The following is a 17,434-nucleotide window of genomic DNA, read 5'->3' as shown; positions in this document are numbered from 1 at the left end:
CTTGTCTAGCTTCGGCTCCTAACTTCTCGGCCGTTTCGATCCGTCCCTCCAAATCCCAAAACCAGGATTTGAATGGCCGGCTCTCCAACGTCTTTCGAAGTTGAACAGTCGCCTCCGCTTTTCGTTTTGGTTAAGTCCTCGATCGATTAGTATCAGTCAGCTCCACATGTCGCCACGCTTCCACCTCTGACCTATCAACCTGATCATCTTTCAGGGATCTTACTAGCTTGACGCTATGGGAAATCTCATCTCGAGGGGGGCTTCATGCTTAGATGCTTTCAGCACTTATCCCTTCCGCACATAGCTACCCAGCGATGCCTTTGGCAAGACAACTGGTACACCAGCGGTGCGTCCATCCCGGTCCTCTCGTACTAAGGACAGCTCCTCTCAAATTTCCTGCGCCCACGACGGATAGGGACCGAACTGTCTCACGACGTTCTGAACCCAGCTCGCGTACCGCTTTAATGGGCGAACAGCCCAACCCTTGGGACCGACTACAGCCCCAGGATGCGATGAGCCGACATCGAGGTGCCAAACCTCCCCGTCGATGTGGACTCTTGGGGGAGATAAGCCTGTTATCCCCGGGGTAGCTTTTATCCGTTGAGCGATGGCCCTTCCATGCGGAACCACCGGATCACTAAGCCCGACTTTCGTCCCTGCTCGACTTGTAGGTCTCGCAGTCAAGCTCCCTTGTGCCTTTACACTCTGCGAATGATTTCCAACCATTCTGAGGGAACCTTTGGGCGCCTCCGTTACTTTTTAGGAGGCGACCGCCCCAGTCAAACTGCCCACCTGACACTGTCTCCCGCCCCGATCAGGGGCGCGGGTTAGAATTTCAATACAGCCAGGGTAGTATCCCACCGACGCCTCCACCGAAGCTGGCGCTCCGGCTTCTCAGGCTCCTACCTATCCTGTACAAGCTGTACCAAAATTCAATATCAGGCTACAGTAAAGCTCCACGGGGTCTTTCCGTCCTGTCGCGGGTAACCTGCATCTTCACAGGTACTATAATTTCACCGAGTCTCTCGTTGAGACAGTGCCCAGATCGTTACGCCTTTCGTGCGGGTCGGAACTTACCCGACAAGGAATTTCGCTACCTTAGGACCGTTATAGTTACGGCCGCCGTTTACTGGGGCTTCGATTCAAAGCTTCGCTTGCGCTAACCTCTCCTCTTAACCTTCCAGCACCGGGCAGGCGTCAGCCCCTATACTTCGCCTTGCGGCTTCGCAGAGACCTGTGTTTTTGCTAAACAGTCGCCTGGGCCTATTCACTGCGGCTCATCAGGGCTATGCACCCTAATGAGCACCCCTTCTCCCGAAGTTACGGGGTCATTTTGCCGAGTTCCTTAACGAGAGTTCTCTCGCTCACCTTAGGATTCTCTCCTCGCCTACCTGTGTCGGTTTGCGGTACGGGCACCTTTTCCCTCGCTAGAGGCTTTTCTTGGCAGTGTGGAATCAGGAACTTCGGTACTAAATTTCCCTCGCCGTCACAGCTCAGCCTGTGTGGTAACGGGATTTGCCTCGTTACCGGCCTAACTGCTTGGACGCGCTAATCCAGCAGCGCGCTTACCCTATCCTCCTGCGTCCCCCCATTGCTCAAACGGTAAAGAGGTGGTACAGGAATATCAACCTGTTGTCCATCGCCTACGCTTTTCAGCCTCGGCTTAGGTCCCGACTAACCCTGAGCGGACGAGCCTTCCTCAGGAAACCTTAGGCATTCGGTGGATGGGATTCTCACCCATCTTTCGCTACTCATACCGGCATTCTCACTTCTAAGCGCTCCACCAGTCCTTGCGGTCTGGCTTCAACGCCCTTAGAACGCTCTCCTACCACTGACATCGAAAGATGTCAATCCACAGCTTCGGTGATACGTTTAGCCCCGGTACATTTTCGGCGCGGAGTCACTCGACCAGTGAGCTATTACGCACTCTTTAAATGGTGGCTGCTTCTAAGCCAACATCCTGGTTGTCTAAGCAACTCCACATCCTTTTCCACTTAACGTATACTTTGGGACCTTAGCTGGTGGTCTGGGCTGTTTCCCTCTTGACTACGGATCTTATCACTCGCAGTCTGACTCCCATGGATAAGTCTTTGGCATTCGGAGTTTGTCTGAATTCGGTAACCCGATGGGGGCCCCTAGTCCAAACAGTGCTCTACCTCCAAGACTCTTACTACATGAGGCTAGCCCTAAAGCTATTTCGGAGAGAACCAGCTATCTCCAAGTTCGATTGGAATTTCTCCGCTACCCACACCTCATCCCCGCACTTTTCAACGTGCGTGGGTTCGGGCCTCCATCCAGTGTTACCTGGACTTCACCCTGGACATGGGTAGATCACCTGGTTTCGGGTCTACGACCACATACTCATTCGCCCTATTCAGACTCGCTTTCGCTGCGGCTCCGTCTCTTCAACTTAACCTCGCATGTAATCGTAACTCGCCGGTTCATTCTACAAAAGGCACGCTATCACCCATTAACGGGCTCTAACTACTTGTAGGCACACGGTTTCAGGATCTCTTTCACTCCCCTTCCGGGGTGCTTTTCACCTTTCCCTCACGGTACTGGTTCACTATCGGTCACTAGGGAGTATTTAGCCTTGGGAGATGGTCCTCCCTGCTTCCGACGGAATTTCTCGTGTCCCGCCGTACTCAGGATCCACTCTGGAGGGAACGAAGTTTCAACTACAGGGCTTTTACCTTCTCTGGCCGGCCTTTCCAGACCTGTTCATTTACCTCGTTCCTTTGTAACTCCGTGTAGAGTGTCCTACAACCCCAGGAGGCAAGCCTCCTGGTTTGGGCTAATCCCGTTTCGCTCGCCGCTACTCAGGGAATCGCGTTTGCTTTCTCTTCCTCCGGGTACTTAGATGTTTCAGTTCCCCGGGTCTGCCTTCAATACCCTATGTATTCAGGTAAAGATCCTATCCCATTACGGATAGGGGGTTTCCCCATTCGGAAATCTCCGGATCAAAGCTTACTTACAGCTCCCCGAAGCATATCGGTGTTAGTACCGTCCTTCATCGGCTCCTAGTGCCAAGGCATTCACCGTGCGCCCTTCATAACTTAACCGTATTTGACAGGTTCATCGAAGATGAACAAGACCAAAGGTTTTTAACTCTATTTAACATAGAGAGAATTAACTAAAATGGCGATTACTCGGTTATTGCTTCTTCATTAACATTATCTAGTTTTCAAAGAACGAAATTCTGAGAGATTAGTTCCCTCAAAACTAAACAAAAACAGAAAGCGTCACGTTTCATGTAAATATCCTTAGAAAGGAGGTGATCCAGCCGCACCTTCCGATACGGCTACCTTGTTACGACTTCACCCCAATCATCTGTCCCACCTTAGGCGGCTGGCTCCAAAAGGTTACCCCACCGACTTCGGGTGTTACAAACTCTCGTGGTGTGACGGGCGGTGTGTACAAGGCCCGGGAACGTATTCACCGCGGCATGCTGATCCGCGATTACTAGCGATTCCGGCTTCATGCAGGCGAGTTGCAGCCTGCAATCCGAACTGAGAATGGTTTTATGGGATTCGCTTAACCTCGCGGTCTCGCAGCCCTTTGTACCATCCATTGTAGCACGTGTGTAGCCCAGGTCATAAGGGGCATGATGATTTGACGTCATCCCCACCTTCCTCCGGTTTGTCACCGGCAGTCACCTTAGAGTGCCCAACTGAATGCTGGCAACTAAGATCAAGGGTTGCGCTCGTTGCGGGACTTAACCCAACATCTCACGACACGAGCTGACGACAACCATGCACCACCTGTCATCCTGTCCCCCGAAGGGGAACGCCCTATCTCTAGGGTTGTCAGGAGATGTCAAGACCTGGTAAGGTTCTTCGCGTTGCTTCGAATTAAACCACATGCTCCACCGCTTGTGCGGGCCCCCGTCAATTCCTTTGAGTTTCAGCCTTGCGGCCGTACTCCCCAGGCGGAGTGCTTAATGCGTTTGCTGCAGCACTAAAGGGCGGAAACCCTCTAACACTTAGCACTCATCGTTTACGGCGTGGACTACCAGGGTATCTAATCCTGTTTGCTCCCCACGCTTTCGCGCCTCAGCGTCAGTTACAGACCAAAGAGTCGCCTTCGCCACTGGTGTTCCTCCACATCTCTACGCATTTCACCGCTACACGTGGAATTCCACTCTTCTCTTCTGCACTCAAGTTCCCCAGTTTCCAATGACCCTCCCCGGTTGAGCCGGGGGCTTTCACATCAGACTTAAGGAACCGCCTGCGCGCGCTTTACGCCCAATAATTCCGGACAACGCTTGCCACCTACGTATTACCGCGGCTGCTGGCACGTAGTTAGCCGTGGCTTTCTGGTTAGGTACCGTCAAGGTACCGGCAGTTACTCCGGTACTTGTTCTTCCCTAACAACAGAGTTTTACGATCCGAAAACCTTCATCACTCACGCGGCGTTGCTCCGTCAGACTTTCGTCCATTGCGGAAGATTCCCTACTGCTGCCTCCCGTAGGAGTCTGGGCCGTGTCTCAGTCCCAGTGTGGCCGATCACCCTCTCAGGTCGGCTACGCATCGTCGCCTTGGTGAGCCGTTACCTCACCAACTAGCTAATGCGCCGCGGGCCCATCTGTAAGTGATAGCCGAAACCATCTTTCAGCTTTCCCTCATGTGAGGGAAAGAATCATCCGGTATTAGCCCCGGTTTCCCGGAGTTATCCCAGTCTTACAGGCAGGTTGCCCACGTGTTACTCACCCGTCCGCCGCTGACTTCAGGGAGCAAGCTCCCATCTGTCCGCTCGACTTGCATGTATTAGGCACGCCGCCAGCGTTCGTCCTGAGCCAGGATCAAACTCTCCATATAAGAGTTGATTAAGCTCATAAGTTGTCTTTTCAAATAAAGACTAAAGAATTAACGTTGACGTTTCTGTTTTGTTTAGTTTTCAAAGAACTAATGCGCTAACTTCTTTCGAAGTGACAACGAAATTTATCTTATCATCTTCTCATAGGGAAGTCAACAATCTTTTTTTACTTTTTTCTGTTTGATGTCCAAACAGTTTTGAAAGCTTCTATTTGTTGCCTCCGCTCAGCGAATACCTCTAAGCGACAAAAACTATCTTACAATAATATAGACCCAGTAGTCAATACCTTAAATAAAAAAATGCATGCTCAATATTTTTTTTACAATTCCTGCGTGCATACAGCTTTACTTCTTTAAAGAATATACCTTTTAGCCCAGTTTTCCATAATGTATAGCATTTCAGCGCTCAATGGCTTTGAAAGACTCCCTTTATAAATTGACTTCAGCTTTATCATAGAAGTTTCTTCTTCCTGGTCCCTAAGGAGATGGTTCATCTTCAGCACATTATAGCTCTCAGCTGGCCCATTCACTTTTTCAGCAAAATGATGCACATGATCAGGGTTTACTTGAACATCCTTCTTCCCGGTAATTGCAAGAACGGGACATGTAATCGCGGCCAAATCTTCTTTCATATTATATTGAAAATGCTCACGTGCCCATTTTGCATTAATCTTTGTAAATCCTTTCTTCATCACCGTCTCTTCAGATCCCATCATCTCATCAAAAACCTTTTTTTGTTTGGAGGCAGCTGTTTTATGAACTTTTAAAGCACGAAGAAGGACGCCATTAACTCCCTTCATCTCTTTAACTTCCTCTTCCAGCAGTCTTGCTTGTAATTCGGAAGCTTTTCTTATATTATCCGCCTGACCGGCCAGCAGGATAATTCCTGCAGCATCCACCTGCCTATTAATAGGAGGAATTAAAGAGCATCCTTCGCTATGACCCAGCAGAAAAATTCTTTCAGGGTCGATTCCCGGCAGTTCTCGCGCCGTCTTCACAGCGGCTATCCCATCGTTAACTAAATCCCACATTCCTGTTTCATAAAAATCACCGTTGCTCGCACCTGCTCCCCGCTTGTCATATCTTAGAACCGCCACCCCAATGGATGAAAAAAAATCAGCAAGCATCTTATAAGCATTCATCTGCATAACCTTTGCATTGCCATCCCTGTCAACTGGGCCTGAGCCGTGAAATATAACAACAAGAGGAAGCTTTCCTTCTGACTCTTTCGGAAAGCTCACTGTTCCCTTTAGATTTACATCTGAATTGAAATCAATCTCACGTTCTTTCATTATCAATCACCCCTATGCAGCGACTTTACGTATAAGACGCTTACTAATAAATAAAGTTCAGTTTTTTTATAAGTTTTTTTGAGGCAATACTAAAAGTAAATCTTATTTGCAGCAGAAAGGATTGATTTCATGCCAAAGAAAACAGCTTCAGCAGGCAGCGGCGAGGAGACCAAATTAGATACTGCAGGATCATCAAACTCAAAGGAAAAAAGTGAAAATGAAGTCAGCAAGCTGAATCGGATGTTAGCTGCTGTTTTAAATTATCTATCGGATGATGAGGTGGAAGAAATCGATATCGAATATCTGCTTGCAAATACCGAAGGCCTCCGGGAATGGTGGGACCGATACAGGGAAAATAATAAGAAACAAATCGAGGAAGAAATAAAAAAATCGCTTGGCTCTTTATCGCTGGAGGAGCTCGAGAGTATCCGCGAACAAATAAAGAGTAAATAGCTCAGCCACATAAAAAAGACTCGTTTGCCTAAAGCATACGAGTCCTGGTTTTTTTATTGTTCCACAAGCTCTCCGCCTGTTAATTCAATATGCCCTTCCCCCCAGTTGCACATTGCATCCAGGATCGGGCGAAGTGACCATCCATAATCTGTTAACGAATAGACAACCTTAGGAGGGACTTGATCAAAAACAGCACGGTTAACAACACCATCCGCTTCAAGCTCGCGCAGCTGCTGAGTCAGCATTTTTTGTGTAATCCCAGGCATAAGCCGTTTAAGCTCGCTAGTTCGCTTTTCACCTTTAATTAAATGGCACATAATTACAACTTTCCACTTCCCGCCAATCACATCTAATGTAGCTTCTACCGGAATATTGTATGCCAACTTCCTTCCCCCTCTGTTTGACAGGCACTAAAAAGTACCTACATTACTTTAAAGTGCGTACTGTTCATATAGAATCATGCCATCCATAATAGCATAAGGAAGCTTAAAACAAAATGGTGAAATTGACCATAGGTTACTTTTTAGTGCCTGCATTACTTTAAAGTACGTACTGTTCACCATGTTTGCCATGCTCCATAATATCTTTCATCAAGACTGTATGGCCAAGGCGCCTGGCTATGATGTCTTTGCTCCATCCCAAACTTTAAATATAAGGGGGATTCATTGCCAATGAGTTCTATTGCTATAGATACACAAAAAGAAAAAGGCGGCACTCCTGCCCTGCTTGCACTCGCAATTAGTGCATTCGGAATTGGAACCACAGAGTTTGTTCCTGTTGGGCTGCTGTCGACCATTTCAGGTGATTTGGGAATTTCCATAACATTGGCTGGTTTATTAATTTCCGGCTATGCCATGGGAGTTGCCATTGGAGCACCTGTACTAACTGCTTTGACCAGTAAAATGAACAGAAAGTCACTGCTCATGGGATTAATGATTTTGTTTATCATCGGAAATTCCGTCGCAGCCGTCTCCACCTCTTTTGCCCTTTTGCTGGCTGCACGTTTCATTACAGCTTTTTCACACGGCATCTTTTTTTCAATCGGCTCGACCATTGCCGCTGATTTAGTTCCTGAGAACAAACGCGCCAGTGCGATTGCCTTTATGTTCACTGGTTTAACTGTCGCAACCGTGACAGGTGTACCGCTCGGAACGTTTATCGGGCAGACATTTGGCTGGAGAGCTACTTTCTGGGGAGTGGCGCTGCTTGGGGTAATTGGAATTATCGCCAGTGCCATTCTTGTTCCAAAAGACCTAAAGCAAGCACCGGCTTCCAGATTCAGTGAACAGCTGAAAATTCTAAGCAGCGGAAAACTGCTTTTAGCTTTTAGCATTACCGCATTGGGATATGGCGGAACCTTCGTTGCTTTTACCTACCTGACTCCGCTTCTCGAAGATGTAACAGGTTTTAGCGCAAAATGGGTGAGCATCATTCTGCTTGCTTACGGAGTGGCCGTGGCAATCGGCAATGTTCTTGGCGGAAAAGCTTCTGACAAAGATCCATTAAAGGCATTGTTTTGGATGTTTGCTCTGCAAGCCATTATTCTGGGCCTGCTAACCTTTGCAGCACCTTTTAAAATTATTGGGCTTATTGCTATTTTTCTAATGGGCTTATTTGCTTTCATGAATGTGCCAGGCCTTCAAATTCTGGTGGTAAACCTGGCTGAGAAATATGTTCCTTCTGCTGTCAATGTTGCTTCCGCTTTAAATATTGCAGCTTTTAACATCGGAATTGCCATCGGCTCATTTGCCGGGGGACTGATCGTCGATTCTATCGGCTTAATTCACACACCGTGGATTGGCGGAATAATGGTGCTTGGGGCTGTAATTCTGACGGGATGGCTAAAAAAACTTGAAAAACAAACTAACTAATTAATTAAGGAGTGTCTTATATGAATAAACTATCTTTATCAAGTACTGCAGCACTTGCAAATGGAGTTAAAATGCCCAGGATTGGCCTTGGTGTATTTAAAGTGGAAAAGGAAGAAGAACTATTGACCGCTGTTAAAGCAGCAATTGAAATTGGCTATAGAAGCATCGACACAGCTTCCATCTACGGAAACGAGGAGTGGGTGGGAGAAGCCATCCGCCAGTCTGGCTTTAGTAGAGAGGAACTTTTTATCACTTCAAAAGTGTGGAACTCTGACCAGGGCTATGAAGCAACCCTTAAGGCGTTTAACACCTCATTGAAAAAAATGGGACTTGAATATCTTGACCTTTATTTAATCCATTGGCCTGTTGAGGGAAAATACACAGAAACTTGGAGAGCACTGGAAGATTTATATAAAGAAGGTAAAATCAAAGCGATTGGCGTCAGCAACTTTCAGATCAGCCATTTAGAAAATCTATTGAAAACAGCTGAAATCAAACCAATGATTAATCAAATTGAATTGCACCCGAAATTGGCACAAACTGAACTTCGTGATTTTGCTGCCAAACATGATATGCACATTGAAGCGTGGGCCCCACTAATGCAAGGCGGATTATTCGAAAACGGGGTCCTGCATGAACTGGCTGCAAAACATGGAAAATCCGTTGCACAAATTGTCCTAAGGTGGCACCTGCAAAACGGCATTATCATCATCCCTAAGTCAACAAAACCTCATCGCATCAAAGAAAATGCAGATTTATTTGATTTTGAACTTTCTCAGCAAGAGATGGAATTGATTGATTCCTTAGATGCACATTTACGTGTTGGACCAGATCCCGACAATTTTGATTTCTAAATATAAGGAGACGAGGTGCCTCAGGCTCCTCGTCTTTTCTTATTAACATGATCAGGTTACTAAATAAAACAGCCCCTAATGAACAAGATAAGAAGAAACAAGTTAAGTTATTTGAGAAAAATCCAGTGAGACAAAGGGGGTTCCTGCACAATGATTTTTTTTATTTACCTCGTGATCAATATGTTCGTATTGTTTCTTTTTATTAAACTAAAGAAACATCTGCATATATTGGAAACCTTCGTCTATTGGATGTTGAGCTCCTATCTCTTTCAAAATTTTTCAGCCCTTTGCTATATGAACTTCAAAACTCTCATCATTCCAGAACAACTAAGCTATGAATTCTCCCATTTCCTTAACCGAATTTTGCTATTCCCTGCCTTCATGGTCCTTTTTTTGAACTATTTTCTTATCCAGAAAGCATACAAGAGAAAGCTCCTCTTAATAACCTTTTTTATCTTGATCTTAGGGGGACTGGAGTGGCTTGGGCATAAAACAGGAGTGCTGATCCATATTCATTGGAAAATTTGGTGGTCATCTACTTTTTGGCTGCTGTCACTGCTTATTTTAATCGGCTTTATGAATTTTTTCCGGAAGATACTATATAGAGGAGTCTAGGCTGTATGAATGTAACATTTGATTGGAATGAAGGGTTCTTTATTTTGACTTCTGCAATTGTCATACTCTTATTTCTGCCGATCCGAAAGTACTTTCCTCCAGTATTAGTTATAATCATATGGGTTTATAACCTTGCATTGGTTGCGACCATTGATTACTTTCTGCTGGCCACCCCTTTTCAGATGTATATATTTGGTGACAACCCTACTTATGAACTATCGGGAGCCCTTTTTCATTTTTTCATGTATCCCTGTTCCGCTCTGATTTTTTTATTTGGCTATGACCGCTGGGAACTCTATGGCAAGAGGTCTATTTGGTACATACTGGGCTGGAGTGCATTTTCCATAGTCTTTGAATGGCTTACTGTTAAAAATCATGTACTGACCTATACAGGATGGAAACTGGTCTATTCAATCCCGGTTTATCCGGCAGCGGCTGTCTTGCTCATTATTGTGTTTCGCTTTGCAAAAAAGAGACTTATGGATCCCGAGCTTGAAGCGTCTTCCAAAATAAATTAAAAAAGCAAGGAATGCCCCTGCTCTTTTCAATTTATTTAGTTGTTTTTAAAAGCGGCAATGTAATCTCTATTAATGTACCTTCACCAATCTTGCTTTTATAAACGATGCTTCCATGATGCTGCTTAATGATCTTATGGCAAATCATAAGTCCCAGGCCAGTCCCTTTTTCTTTTAATGTATAAAAAGGTTCACCAAGTCTCGGGAGAAATTCGTCAGGGATTCCACAGCCCTGGTCCTGAAAGGAGACAAGACATCCCCCGTCATTATTAACTGTGAGGGAAATTTCAATATCCCCTCCATTATCCATAGCCTCCATTGCGTTTTTTAAGATATTCAAAAAAACCTGCTTTATTTGATTTTTTTCACATGAAATTAAAAAATCACCATCTGCAAAATTCAGCTTGAACTGGATACCGTTCATATTCGCCTGAGGGGATAATAACTCTACTGTATTCTCTATAATATCTGTTAAATCAGCGGTGTCCATTTGTATGGCCTGCGGCTTTCCAAGCGAAAGCATTTCAGTGGTGATATTTTCAATGCGTTCCAATTCGCTAAGCAGCAATTCATTAATTTGGCTATTGTCGCTCCTATAAAGCTGCAGGAACCCTTTGATGGTTGTAAGCGGGTTTCGGATTTCATGGGCTACCCCGGCTGCGAGCTCTCCGACTATCGATAATTTCTCAGACTGCAAAAGAAATTCCTCTGCTTTTTTCCGCTCGGAAATATCTCTGCTGATCATAACAACATGCTCGATTACACCCTTTTCACCTTCAACCGGCATACAGCGTGATTCAAATTCAATCCAATAGCCCTCTCTGTGTTTTAGGCGGAACTCCATAGCCATGCGCTCATTATTTTCGAATATCCTTTGCATGCCAGCCTGAAAATTATCCGCTTCATCCGGATGAATAACAACATCCACTTCCAGCTTTTGCAGCTCCGGCACTTCATATCCTAAAACAAACTCATGTGATGGTGACAGATAACTCAAACTGCGATCCCTGTCCATTACCGCAATTAAGTCTGATGTATTTTCAGCGATCAGCCGGTATTTAGACTCACTTTCTTCCAGTGTCTTTTCCATCCGTTTTTTTTCTGTGATGATTCGTATCAATCTTTCATAGGATTCAATCAGTAAACTCCCAACAATGACACCAAGACCCACAAACAGAATATATTGCAGATGAAAAATAGGCTTGTCCCTAAAAACGTTAAAAATGATCGGCACCGTTATAATATAAATGACACAATATACACCATATAATATGGCCGTTTTTCTAACCGCCTTTAGGTGGCGGCTATATCTATGTATGACTGCAAAAGCAATCAAAATAAGGGATAATCCTATGATGGCTGGTAGCCAATTCTCACTGACTGCAAGCCTTGATACAAGGGCAATTATTCCGGTAATAAACCCTGCCCCTGGCCCCAAATAGGAAAATGCCAAAATCAGAATGGCGTAACGAATATCATAGGAATAACCCTGCTCGTTAAAAGATAAACCCACAAGAATGGCAGAAATAATTCCTGCATACAGGCCGCCCAAAAGATGCAGGTCCTTAAGCGGTTTATGATTGATAAACGAGCGGAGAATTAAAGGCACACTGACCAATAATGAAAAAATGGAGAGATTAACAATGTAGTCTAATAGTATCAATGAGGCTCCCACCTATTTTGAGAAATTCTTAATATTCTTTCTTTATCATAAACCAGAGGTGATGACCTTTCCACTACTATTTTAGGAGCCTCTAAAGGATATGCTGGAACTGATTTAAAAAGGGCCAATCCATGGAAGGATAGGCCCTTTTTCGTTACACTTTCTTCACAAACTCCGACTTCAGCTTCATGGCGCCAAAGCCATCGATTTTACATTCAATATCATGATCCCCATCAACGATGCGAATATTTTTAACCTTGGTTCCAATCTTAATTACAGAAGAAGTGCCTTTCACTTTAAGATCTTTAATGACTGATACCGTATCTCCATCAGTAAGTACATTCCCATTTGAATCCTTAATCACCTTTTCGTCCTCAAGACTGGTGATTTCTGATTCAGCTGTCCACTCATGTGCACATACCGGGCATACAAAGAGCAGCCCGTCCTCGTATGTATACTCTGAACTGCATTTCGGGCAATTAGGCAAGCTAGACATTTCGTTTTCCTCCATTACTCAGCATTTTTTTCCGTTTAGCCATGAATATGAATATCATGATTGCCGCAATAATAACGAATGCTAAAACAGTATATAAAATATATGTTGGATCTTCATTCACATCCTGTGGAATAAACCGATTGGCAATAGGGCCCGCAGACAAAAACAGGGGAATTATAATTGTAAACCATGTTCTTGTATAAATGGCAGAAACAATAAATATGACCGCACAAACTGCCACAATTACATTATTCTGAAAGGGCGTTGCTGTAAAAACCGGCTCAAACCCCTGTTTCTGATTCCAAAGTAAAACCATAACCATTAAGCCTGTCACAGCCACGCTGGCTCCTAATAGAAGAACTGCACTCCACTTGGAATGAAGAAATTTAGGCAGCACTCTGAAGATCAGAAGGCTATAAGCTCCAACTGCAATTGATCCTGCGATAACAGCGATCCAAAGTGTACCTTTGGATAATGAAAAGTTCCCTTCAATTGCAGGACCTACGCTGATATAAGCACCCAGCAAAAGGATCATCAGCGGCAGCAGCCCCGCCATCTGACGATAATCGGTACTCATTGATTCTCCGATGCTTTTCATATATTGCTTTGGGCTATCTCCAATAATATGAGACACATCTTTCCCATCGGCTTCAGCTTCAATTAAATGCACTTCAAGCTCTTCTGTTATTTCATTTATTTCTTCATCATTTTTCCCTTTTGACATGAGATAAAAACGAAGCTCTGTCAAAAACTGTTCAGACTCTTTTGAGACCATTCTTCATACCCCCTTTTTATTCAATACATTGCCAACAGATGAACTAACCTGTTCCCAGCGCCCAATAAATAGCTCCAGCTCCTGCTCGCCTTTTTCAGTTAATGTGTAATATTTTCGTTTAGGTCCAGCTGTTGATTTTCGCAAAGTAGCACTGATCAGTCCTTCCTTTTGCATACGCAGAAGAAGCGGATAAATGGTGCCCTCGCTCAATGAACGAAATCCATATGACTCTAATTTCGCCGCCAATTCATACCCATATATCTGCCCTTCTTTAATTATGGCTAATAAACATCCGTCCAGAATTCCTTTTAACATTTGCGTGGTATCTGACATTGACCTTGCTCCTCCCACTACCTTGTATTGCAAGATATTTATCTGCAGTTAAATACCTTGCAATACAAGATATACACTTACTTTAACTCTCACTTTGTTGTAATGCAAGGTATTTTTGTAAAAACCAGGTAATTTATTACTCTAATCAATCAAACATTTGATTGAACTATTTTTAATGCCATATCGATTGTTTTTAGCCGAAGAGGGGATAATAAGTTAATGTGGACCAGTTCCTGATCATTGGCCGCCGTTTTTAAACACATTCTCAATTATAAACTTAAATCTCATATTAGTTGAGATTGATGCAGGCAAAAAAAGGGTAATTAATAGAAGAAAGAGTTATACTGTTATTAACGAGCTCAATGCCGTTTTGAAAGTTCCATTTCGTACTGATTCCACCCAAGAAAAAGCAGAATTAAACATTGGAGTCTTATTGGGTCATTTATAGTTTCCGCCCTCTAACCGAAAAGGAGCAAATTTTCACAGCTTATCCCTTGACAAAAAATATACCGTATATGATAATTATTACCGAATTAGAATTATTATTAAATAGTTCGCTATTTAATTAATAATCATATCACTCAACCATTTAAGGAGGAATTTAATCATGGCATTAATCGGTTCAGAAGTACTACCATTCGCAGCAAAAGCTTACCATAACGGTGATTTCATCGATGTTACTGAAGAAAACTTCAAAGGAAAGTGGAGCGTAGTATGCTTCTACCCAGCAGACTTCACATTCGTATGCCCTACTGAATTAGAAGACCTTCAAAATGAATATGCAACTTTAAAAGATATGGGTGCAGAAGTTTATTCTGTATCAACTGATACTCACTTCACTCATAAAGCATGGCACGATAACTCAGAAACAATCAACAAGATTGAATACGTTATGATTGGTGATCCTAACCAAAGAATTTCCCGCAACTTCGAAGTTCTGAACGAAGAAGATGGACTGGCTGAACGCGGAACATTCATCATCGATCCAGATGGCATCATCCAAACTGTTGAAATCAACGCTGGCGGAATTGGCCGTGACGCAAGCCAGGTTGTAAGCAAGCTTAAAGCAGCTCAATATGTACGCAACAACCCAGGTGAAGTTTGCCCGGCTAAGTGGAAAGAAGGATCTGAAACACTTAAGCCAAGCCTTGATCTAGTAGGTAAAATCTAAGGAGCACGATAATCATGTTACTTGATGCAGATATAAAAGCACAATTAGCTCAATATCTTCAGATGATGGAGGGCGAAATCCTTCTAAAAGTCAGCGCTGGATCAGATAAAGTATCCAGCGACATGCTGGCTTTAGTAGATGAGCTAGCCAATATGTCCTCCCACATTAAAGTTGAGCGCACTGAATTACAAAGGACGCCAAGCTTTAGTGTAAATCGTCCAGGTGAGGATACTGGCATTACCTTTGCCGGCATTCCTCTTGGACATGAATTTACTTCCTTAGTGCTTGCTCTGCTTCAAGTTAGCGGAAGGGCACCTAAGGTTGATCAGAAAGTCATCGACCAGGTGAAGAAGATTGAGGGCGAATATCGTTTTGAAACTTATGTCAGCTTAAGCTGCCACAACTGCCCTGATGTAGTACAGGCTCTTAACGTCATGAGTGTTCTTAACCCTAATATCTCACACACAATGATCGATGGTGCTGCTTACAAAGAAGAAGTAGATGCTAAAGAAATCATGGCAGTGCCGACAGTTCATCTAAATGGCGAATCATTCGGCAGCGGCCGTATGTCCCTTGAAGAAATTCTAGCGAAAATGGGGACAGGCCCTGACGCATCAGAATTTGCAGATAAGGATCCTTATGATGTGCTTGTCATTGGCGGCGGCCCTGCGGGATCAAGCGCGGCAATCTATGCTGCACGCAAAGGAATCCGCACCGGCATCGTTGCTGAACGCTTTGGCGGCCAGGTAATGGATACTTTAGGCATCGAAAACTTTATCAGTGTGAAGCACACAGAAGGCCCTAAGCTTGTTGCAAGCCTCGAAGAACACGTGAAAGATTATGGCATCGATGTCATGAATCTGCAGCGTGCAAAGAGCCTTGAAAAGAAGGACCTTGTTGAAGTCGAACTTGAAAACGGTGCTGTACTGAAAAGTAAATCAGTCATCCTTTCAACTGGTGCACGCTGGAGAAATGTCAACGTGCCAGGTGAAGCAGAGTTCAAAAACAAAGGGGTTGCTTACTGCCCTCACTGTGATGGCCCATTATTTGAAGGCAAAGACGTAGCTGTTATCGGCGGAGGCAACTCCGGTGTTGAAGCAGCCATTGACCTTGCAGGGATTGTTAACCATGTAACGGTTATCGAATTCAATCCTGAATTGAAAGCAGATGCCGTTCTGCAGGAACGTCTGAATAGCCTTCCAAACGTTACGGTTGTCACAAATGCTCAGACAACTGAAATTACCGGAACTGACAAAGTAAACGGTATTTCATATATGGATCGTGAGACAGAAAAACAGCACCATGTTGAACTGCAAGGTGTATTTGTCCAAATCGGCCTGGTTCCTAACACAGATTGGTTAGGCGACCAGATCGAGCGTACCCGCTTCGGCGAAATCGTTGTGGACAAGCGCGGTGCAACAAACATCCCTGGTGTATTTGCTGCAGGAGACTGTACAGACAGTGCCTACAAGCAAATCATTATCTCCATGGGATCCGGTGCTACTGCAGCTCTTGGTGCGTTTGACTACTTGATCCGCAATTAATTTTCAACCTTACCGCTTACTGCATTTGGCAGGAGCGGTTTTTTTATTTCGTTATTTACTCTTAATTATTGTATTGAACACCAGGAGACATTTGTTCGGACTCATTCTTTCTTAGTTCTCCTTCCCCTGTCCGAATGAGCACTGTTCGGACTCACTGCCTCGGTTTTCTCCTACTCCTGTCTGAATGAACACCACTAAGTTGAAAAGCACTGCCTATAACCACTTCCACCTATTTCTATCAAACGTTTGATTGAAATAGAAAAAGAGCACAGATATAGCCTGTGCCCCTTCATTCTTATCAGTGTACCAATAAGCCTTCTTAATATTTCTTCTCAAGTGCTGGCCAAAGTATTTACCTTTCTACAGCAAAAAAGGAATGCCGCCTTAAAGCAGCATTCCTTTTGACTTTAATTCACCGCCATCCTCCCCAGCGGACCATTTTCTTCAATAATATTCTGCAAATCATAAACGGAAATCGGAAACATAGGGAATCCATAGGCATATGGCGTTATTTCATAGAGCTGGAAATAGATGATCAGTGCTTTGTCTGCTATATAAAAGTCCTGGTCAGGCCTGATGGCTTTAAAGTCTACAAGCAGCGGAATGTCACGCTGTTTAATTTGAATTGAGATCAGCTCAGACAGGCGTTTTACATAATCACTGCCCGGCTTAAATAAATCCTTTAAGGAAACCTGCTTCCCTTTTTGCAGATCAAACGTCAAAGATTTTATAACTGTCATACCATGTGCCGCATGATAATGATACACGTAATTGGATAAAGACAAGCTCAGGACGTCTCGCTGATTATTTTTAATCTCATAGTATCCATACAAATCAACCACGGTTGTATCCATATTGCCTGTTTGCTCATTAATGAGCTGCTGGTTTTCACGAACAATAGCACTGTTGATAACATGCTGAAGCTGCTTATTTTGCATTCTTGTTACACGGGGATAATAAACGACTTTAGTCGGCCCGGTGCTGATTGTCATCGTTTTGATGCCTACCGGAAAGTTGATTGCCACGGCTATCCATCCT

13 protein-coding genes and 2 rRNA genes are annotated in these 17,434 nt (G+C 44.2%); 6 read left to right on the top strand and 9 right to left on the bottom strand.

The annotated features are described in order from the left end of the window. Nucleotides 1–126: 126 nt before the first annotated feature. The 3 genes from ACXAD1_RS00920 to ACXAD1_RS00910 all read right to left on the bottom strand — a co-directional run bounded on the left by ACXAD1_RS00920 (nt 127) and on the right by ACXAD1_RS00910 (nt 6,106). A 23S ribosomal RNA gene (locus ACXAD1_RS00920) occupies nt 127–3,062 on the bottom strand. 205 nt (nt 3,063–3,267) lie between these two features. Next, nucleotides 3,268–4,817, bottom strand: a 16S ribosomal RNA gene (locus ACXAD1_RS00915). The 16S and 23S rRNA genes sit together here, the layout of an rRNA operon. A 350-nt stretch (nt 4,818–5,167) precedes the next feature. Beyond that, nucleotides 5,168–6,106, bottom strand: coding sequence for an alpha/beta hydrolase (locus ACXAD1_RS00910; RefSeq protein WP_474909199.1), 939 nt, complete (start codon nt 6,104–6,106; stop codon nt 5,168–5,170). A gap of 129 nt (nt 6,107–6,235) precedes the next feature. On the opposite strand from ACXAD1_RS00910, the gene ACXAD1_RS00905 reads away from it, so the two are divergent. Beyond that, the gene (locus ACXAD1_RS00905; RefSeq protein ID WP_370223471.1) at nt 6,236–6,559 is read left to right on the top strand and encodes a hypothetical protein; all 324 of its coding nucleotides are present in this window, start codon (nt 6,236–6,238) and stop codon (nt 6,557–6,559) included. 53 nt (nt 6,560–6,612) lie between these two features. On the opposite strand, the gene ACXAD1_RS00900 is transcribed toward ACXAD1_RS00905, so the two are convergent. Then, nucleotides 6,613–6,942, bottom strand: coding sequence for a winged helix-turn-helix transcriptional regulator (locus tag ACXAD1_RS00900; RefSeq protein ID WP_009335863.1), 330 nt, complete (start codon nt 6,940–6,942; stop codon nt 6,613–6,615). 288 nt (nt 6,943–7,230) lie between these two features. On the opposite strand from ACXAD1_RS00900, the gene ACXAD1_RS00895 reads away from it, so the two are divergent. The 3 genes from ACXAD1_RS00895 (at nt 7,231) to ACXAD1_RS00885 (ending at nt 10,417) form a co-directional block, all read left to right on the top strand. Further along, a complete protein-coding gene (locus ACXAD1_RS00895; RefSeq protein ID WP_474909198.1) occupies nt 7,231–8,430 on the top strand; it encodes an MFS transporter in 1,200 nt (399 codons plus the stop codon). Between the two features lie 20 nt (nt 8,431–8,450). After that, nucleotides 8,451–9,284, top strand: a complete 834-nt coding sequence (locus tag ACXAD1_RS00890; protein ID WP_474909197.1) for an aldo/keto reductase — start codon at nt 8,451–8,453, stop codon at nt 9,282–9,284. 620 nt (nt 9,285–9,904) lie between these two features. Further along, nucleotides 9,905–10,417 carry a hypothetical protein gene (locus tag ACXAD1_RS00885; protein ID WP_474909196.1) on the top strand — a complete coding sequence of 171 codons (513 nt, stop codon included), beginning with the start codon at nt 9,905–9,907 and terminating at the stop codon, nt 10,415–10,417. A gap of 31 nt (nt 10,418–10,448) precedes the next feature. Here the strand turns inward: ACXAD1_RS00885 and ACXAD1_RS00880 are convergent, their stop codons facing one another. The 4 genes from ACXAD1_RS00880 to ACXAD1_RS00865 form a co-directional block, all read right to left on the bottom strand. Continuing rightward, a complete protein-coding gene (locus ACXAD1_RS00880) occupies nt 10,449–12,077 on the bottom strand; it encodes an ATP-binding protein (RefSeq protein WP_474909195.1) in 1,629 nt (542 codons plus the stop codon). A gap of 154 nt (nt 12,078–12,231) precedes the next feature. Then, nucleotides 12,232–12,573, bottom strand: coding sequence for a zinc ribbon domain-containing protein YjdM (locus ACXAD1_RS00875; protein ID WP_206845261.1), 342 nt, complete (start codon nt 12,571–12,573; stop codon nt 12,232–12,234). Then, the gene (locus tag ACXAD1_RS00870; RefSeq protein ID WP_474909194.1) at nt 12,566–13,348 is read right to left on the bottom strand and encodes a hypothetical protein; all 783 of its coding nucleotides are present in this window, start codon (nt 13,346–13,348) and stop codon (nt 12,566–12,568) included. The genes ACXAD1_RS00875 and ACXAD1_RS00870 overlap by 8 nt, the downstream gene beginning before the upstream one ends. Before the next feature lie 3 nt (nt 13,349–13,351). Then, entirely contained in the window at nt 13,352–13,681 is a 330-nt protein-coding gene (locus ACXAD1_RS00865) for a PadR family transcriptional regulator (protein WP_474909193.1), read from the bottom strand. 607 nt (nt 13,682–14,288) lie between these two features. Between ACXAD1_RS00865 and ahpC the strand changes: the two genes are divergently transcribed. Together ahpC and ahpF are read left to right on the top strand one after the other, a co-directional pair. Further along, nucleotides 14,289–14,852: an alkyl hydroperoxide reductase subunit C gene (gene ahpC / locus ACXAD1_RS00860; RefSeq protein ID WP_009335870.1), complete on the top strand. Its 564-nt coding sequence runs from the start codon at nt 14,289–14,291 to the stop codon at nt 14,850–14,852. A 14-nt stretch (nt 14,853–14,866) separates the two neighbouring features. After that, nucleotides 14,867–16,396, top strand: coding sequence for an alkyl hydroperoxide reductase subunit F (gene ahpF / locus ACXAD1_RS00855; protein ID WP_370223477.1), 1,530 nt, complete (start codon nt 14,867–14,869; stop codon nt 16,394–16,396). A gap of 407 nt (nt 16,397–16,803) precedes the next feature. Here the strand turns inward: ahpF and ACXAD1_RS00850 are convergent, their stop codons facing one another. Next, on the bottom strand, nt 16,804–17,421 hold the full coding sequence (locus tag ACXAD1_RS00850; protein ID WP_474909192.1) for a DUF3298 and DUF4163 domain-containing protein: 618 nt from the start codon (nt 17,419–17,421) through the stop codon (nt 16,804–16,806). Between the last annotated feature and the right edge of the window lie 13 nt (nt 17,422–17,434).

This window comes from Cytobacillus sp. ABV4_503, from assembly GCF_056158445.1.
The sequence above is the reverse complement of the archived record's forward strand: the minus strand, read 5'-3'. Positions and strand labels throughout refer to the sequence as shown.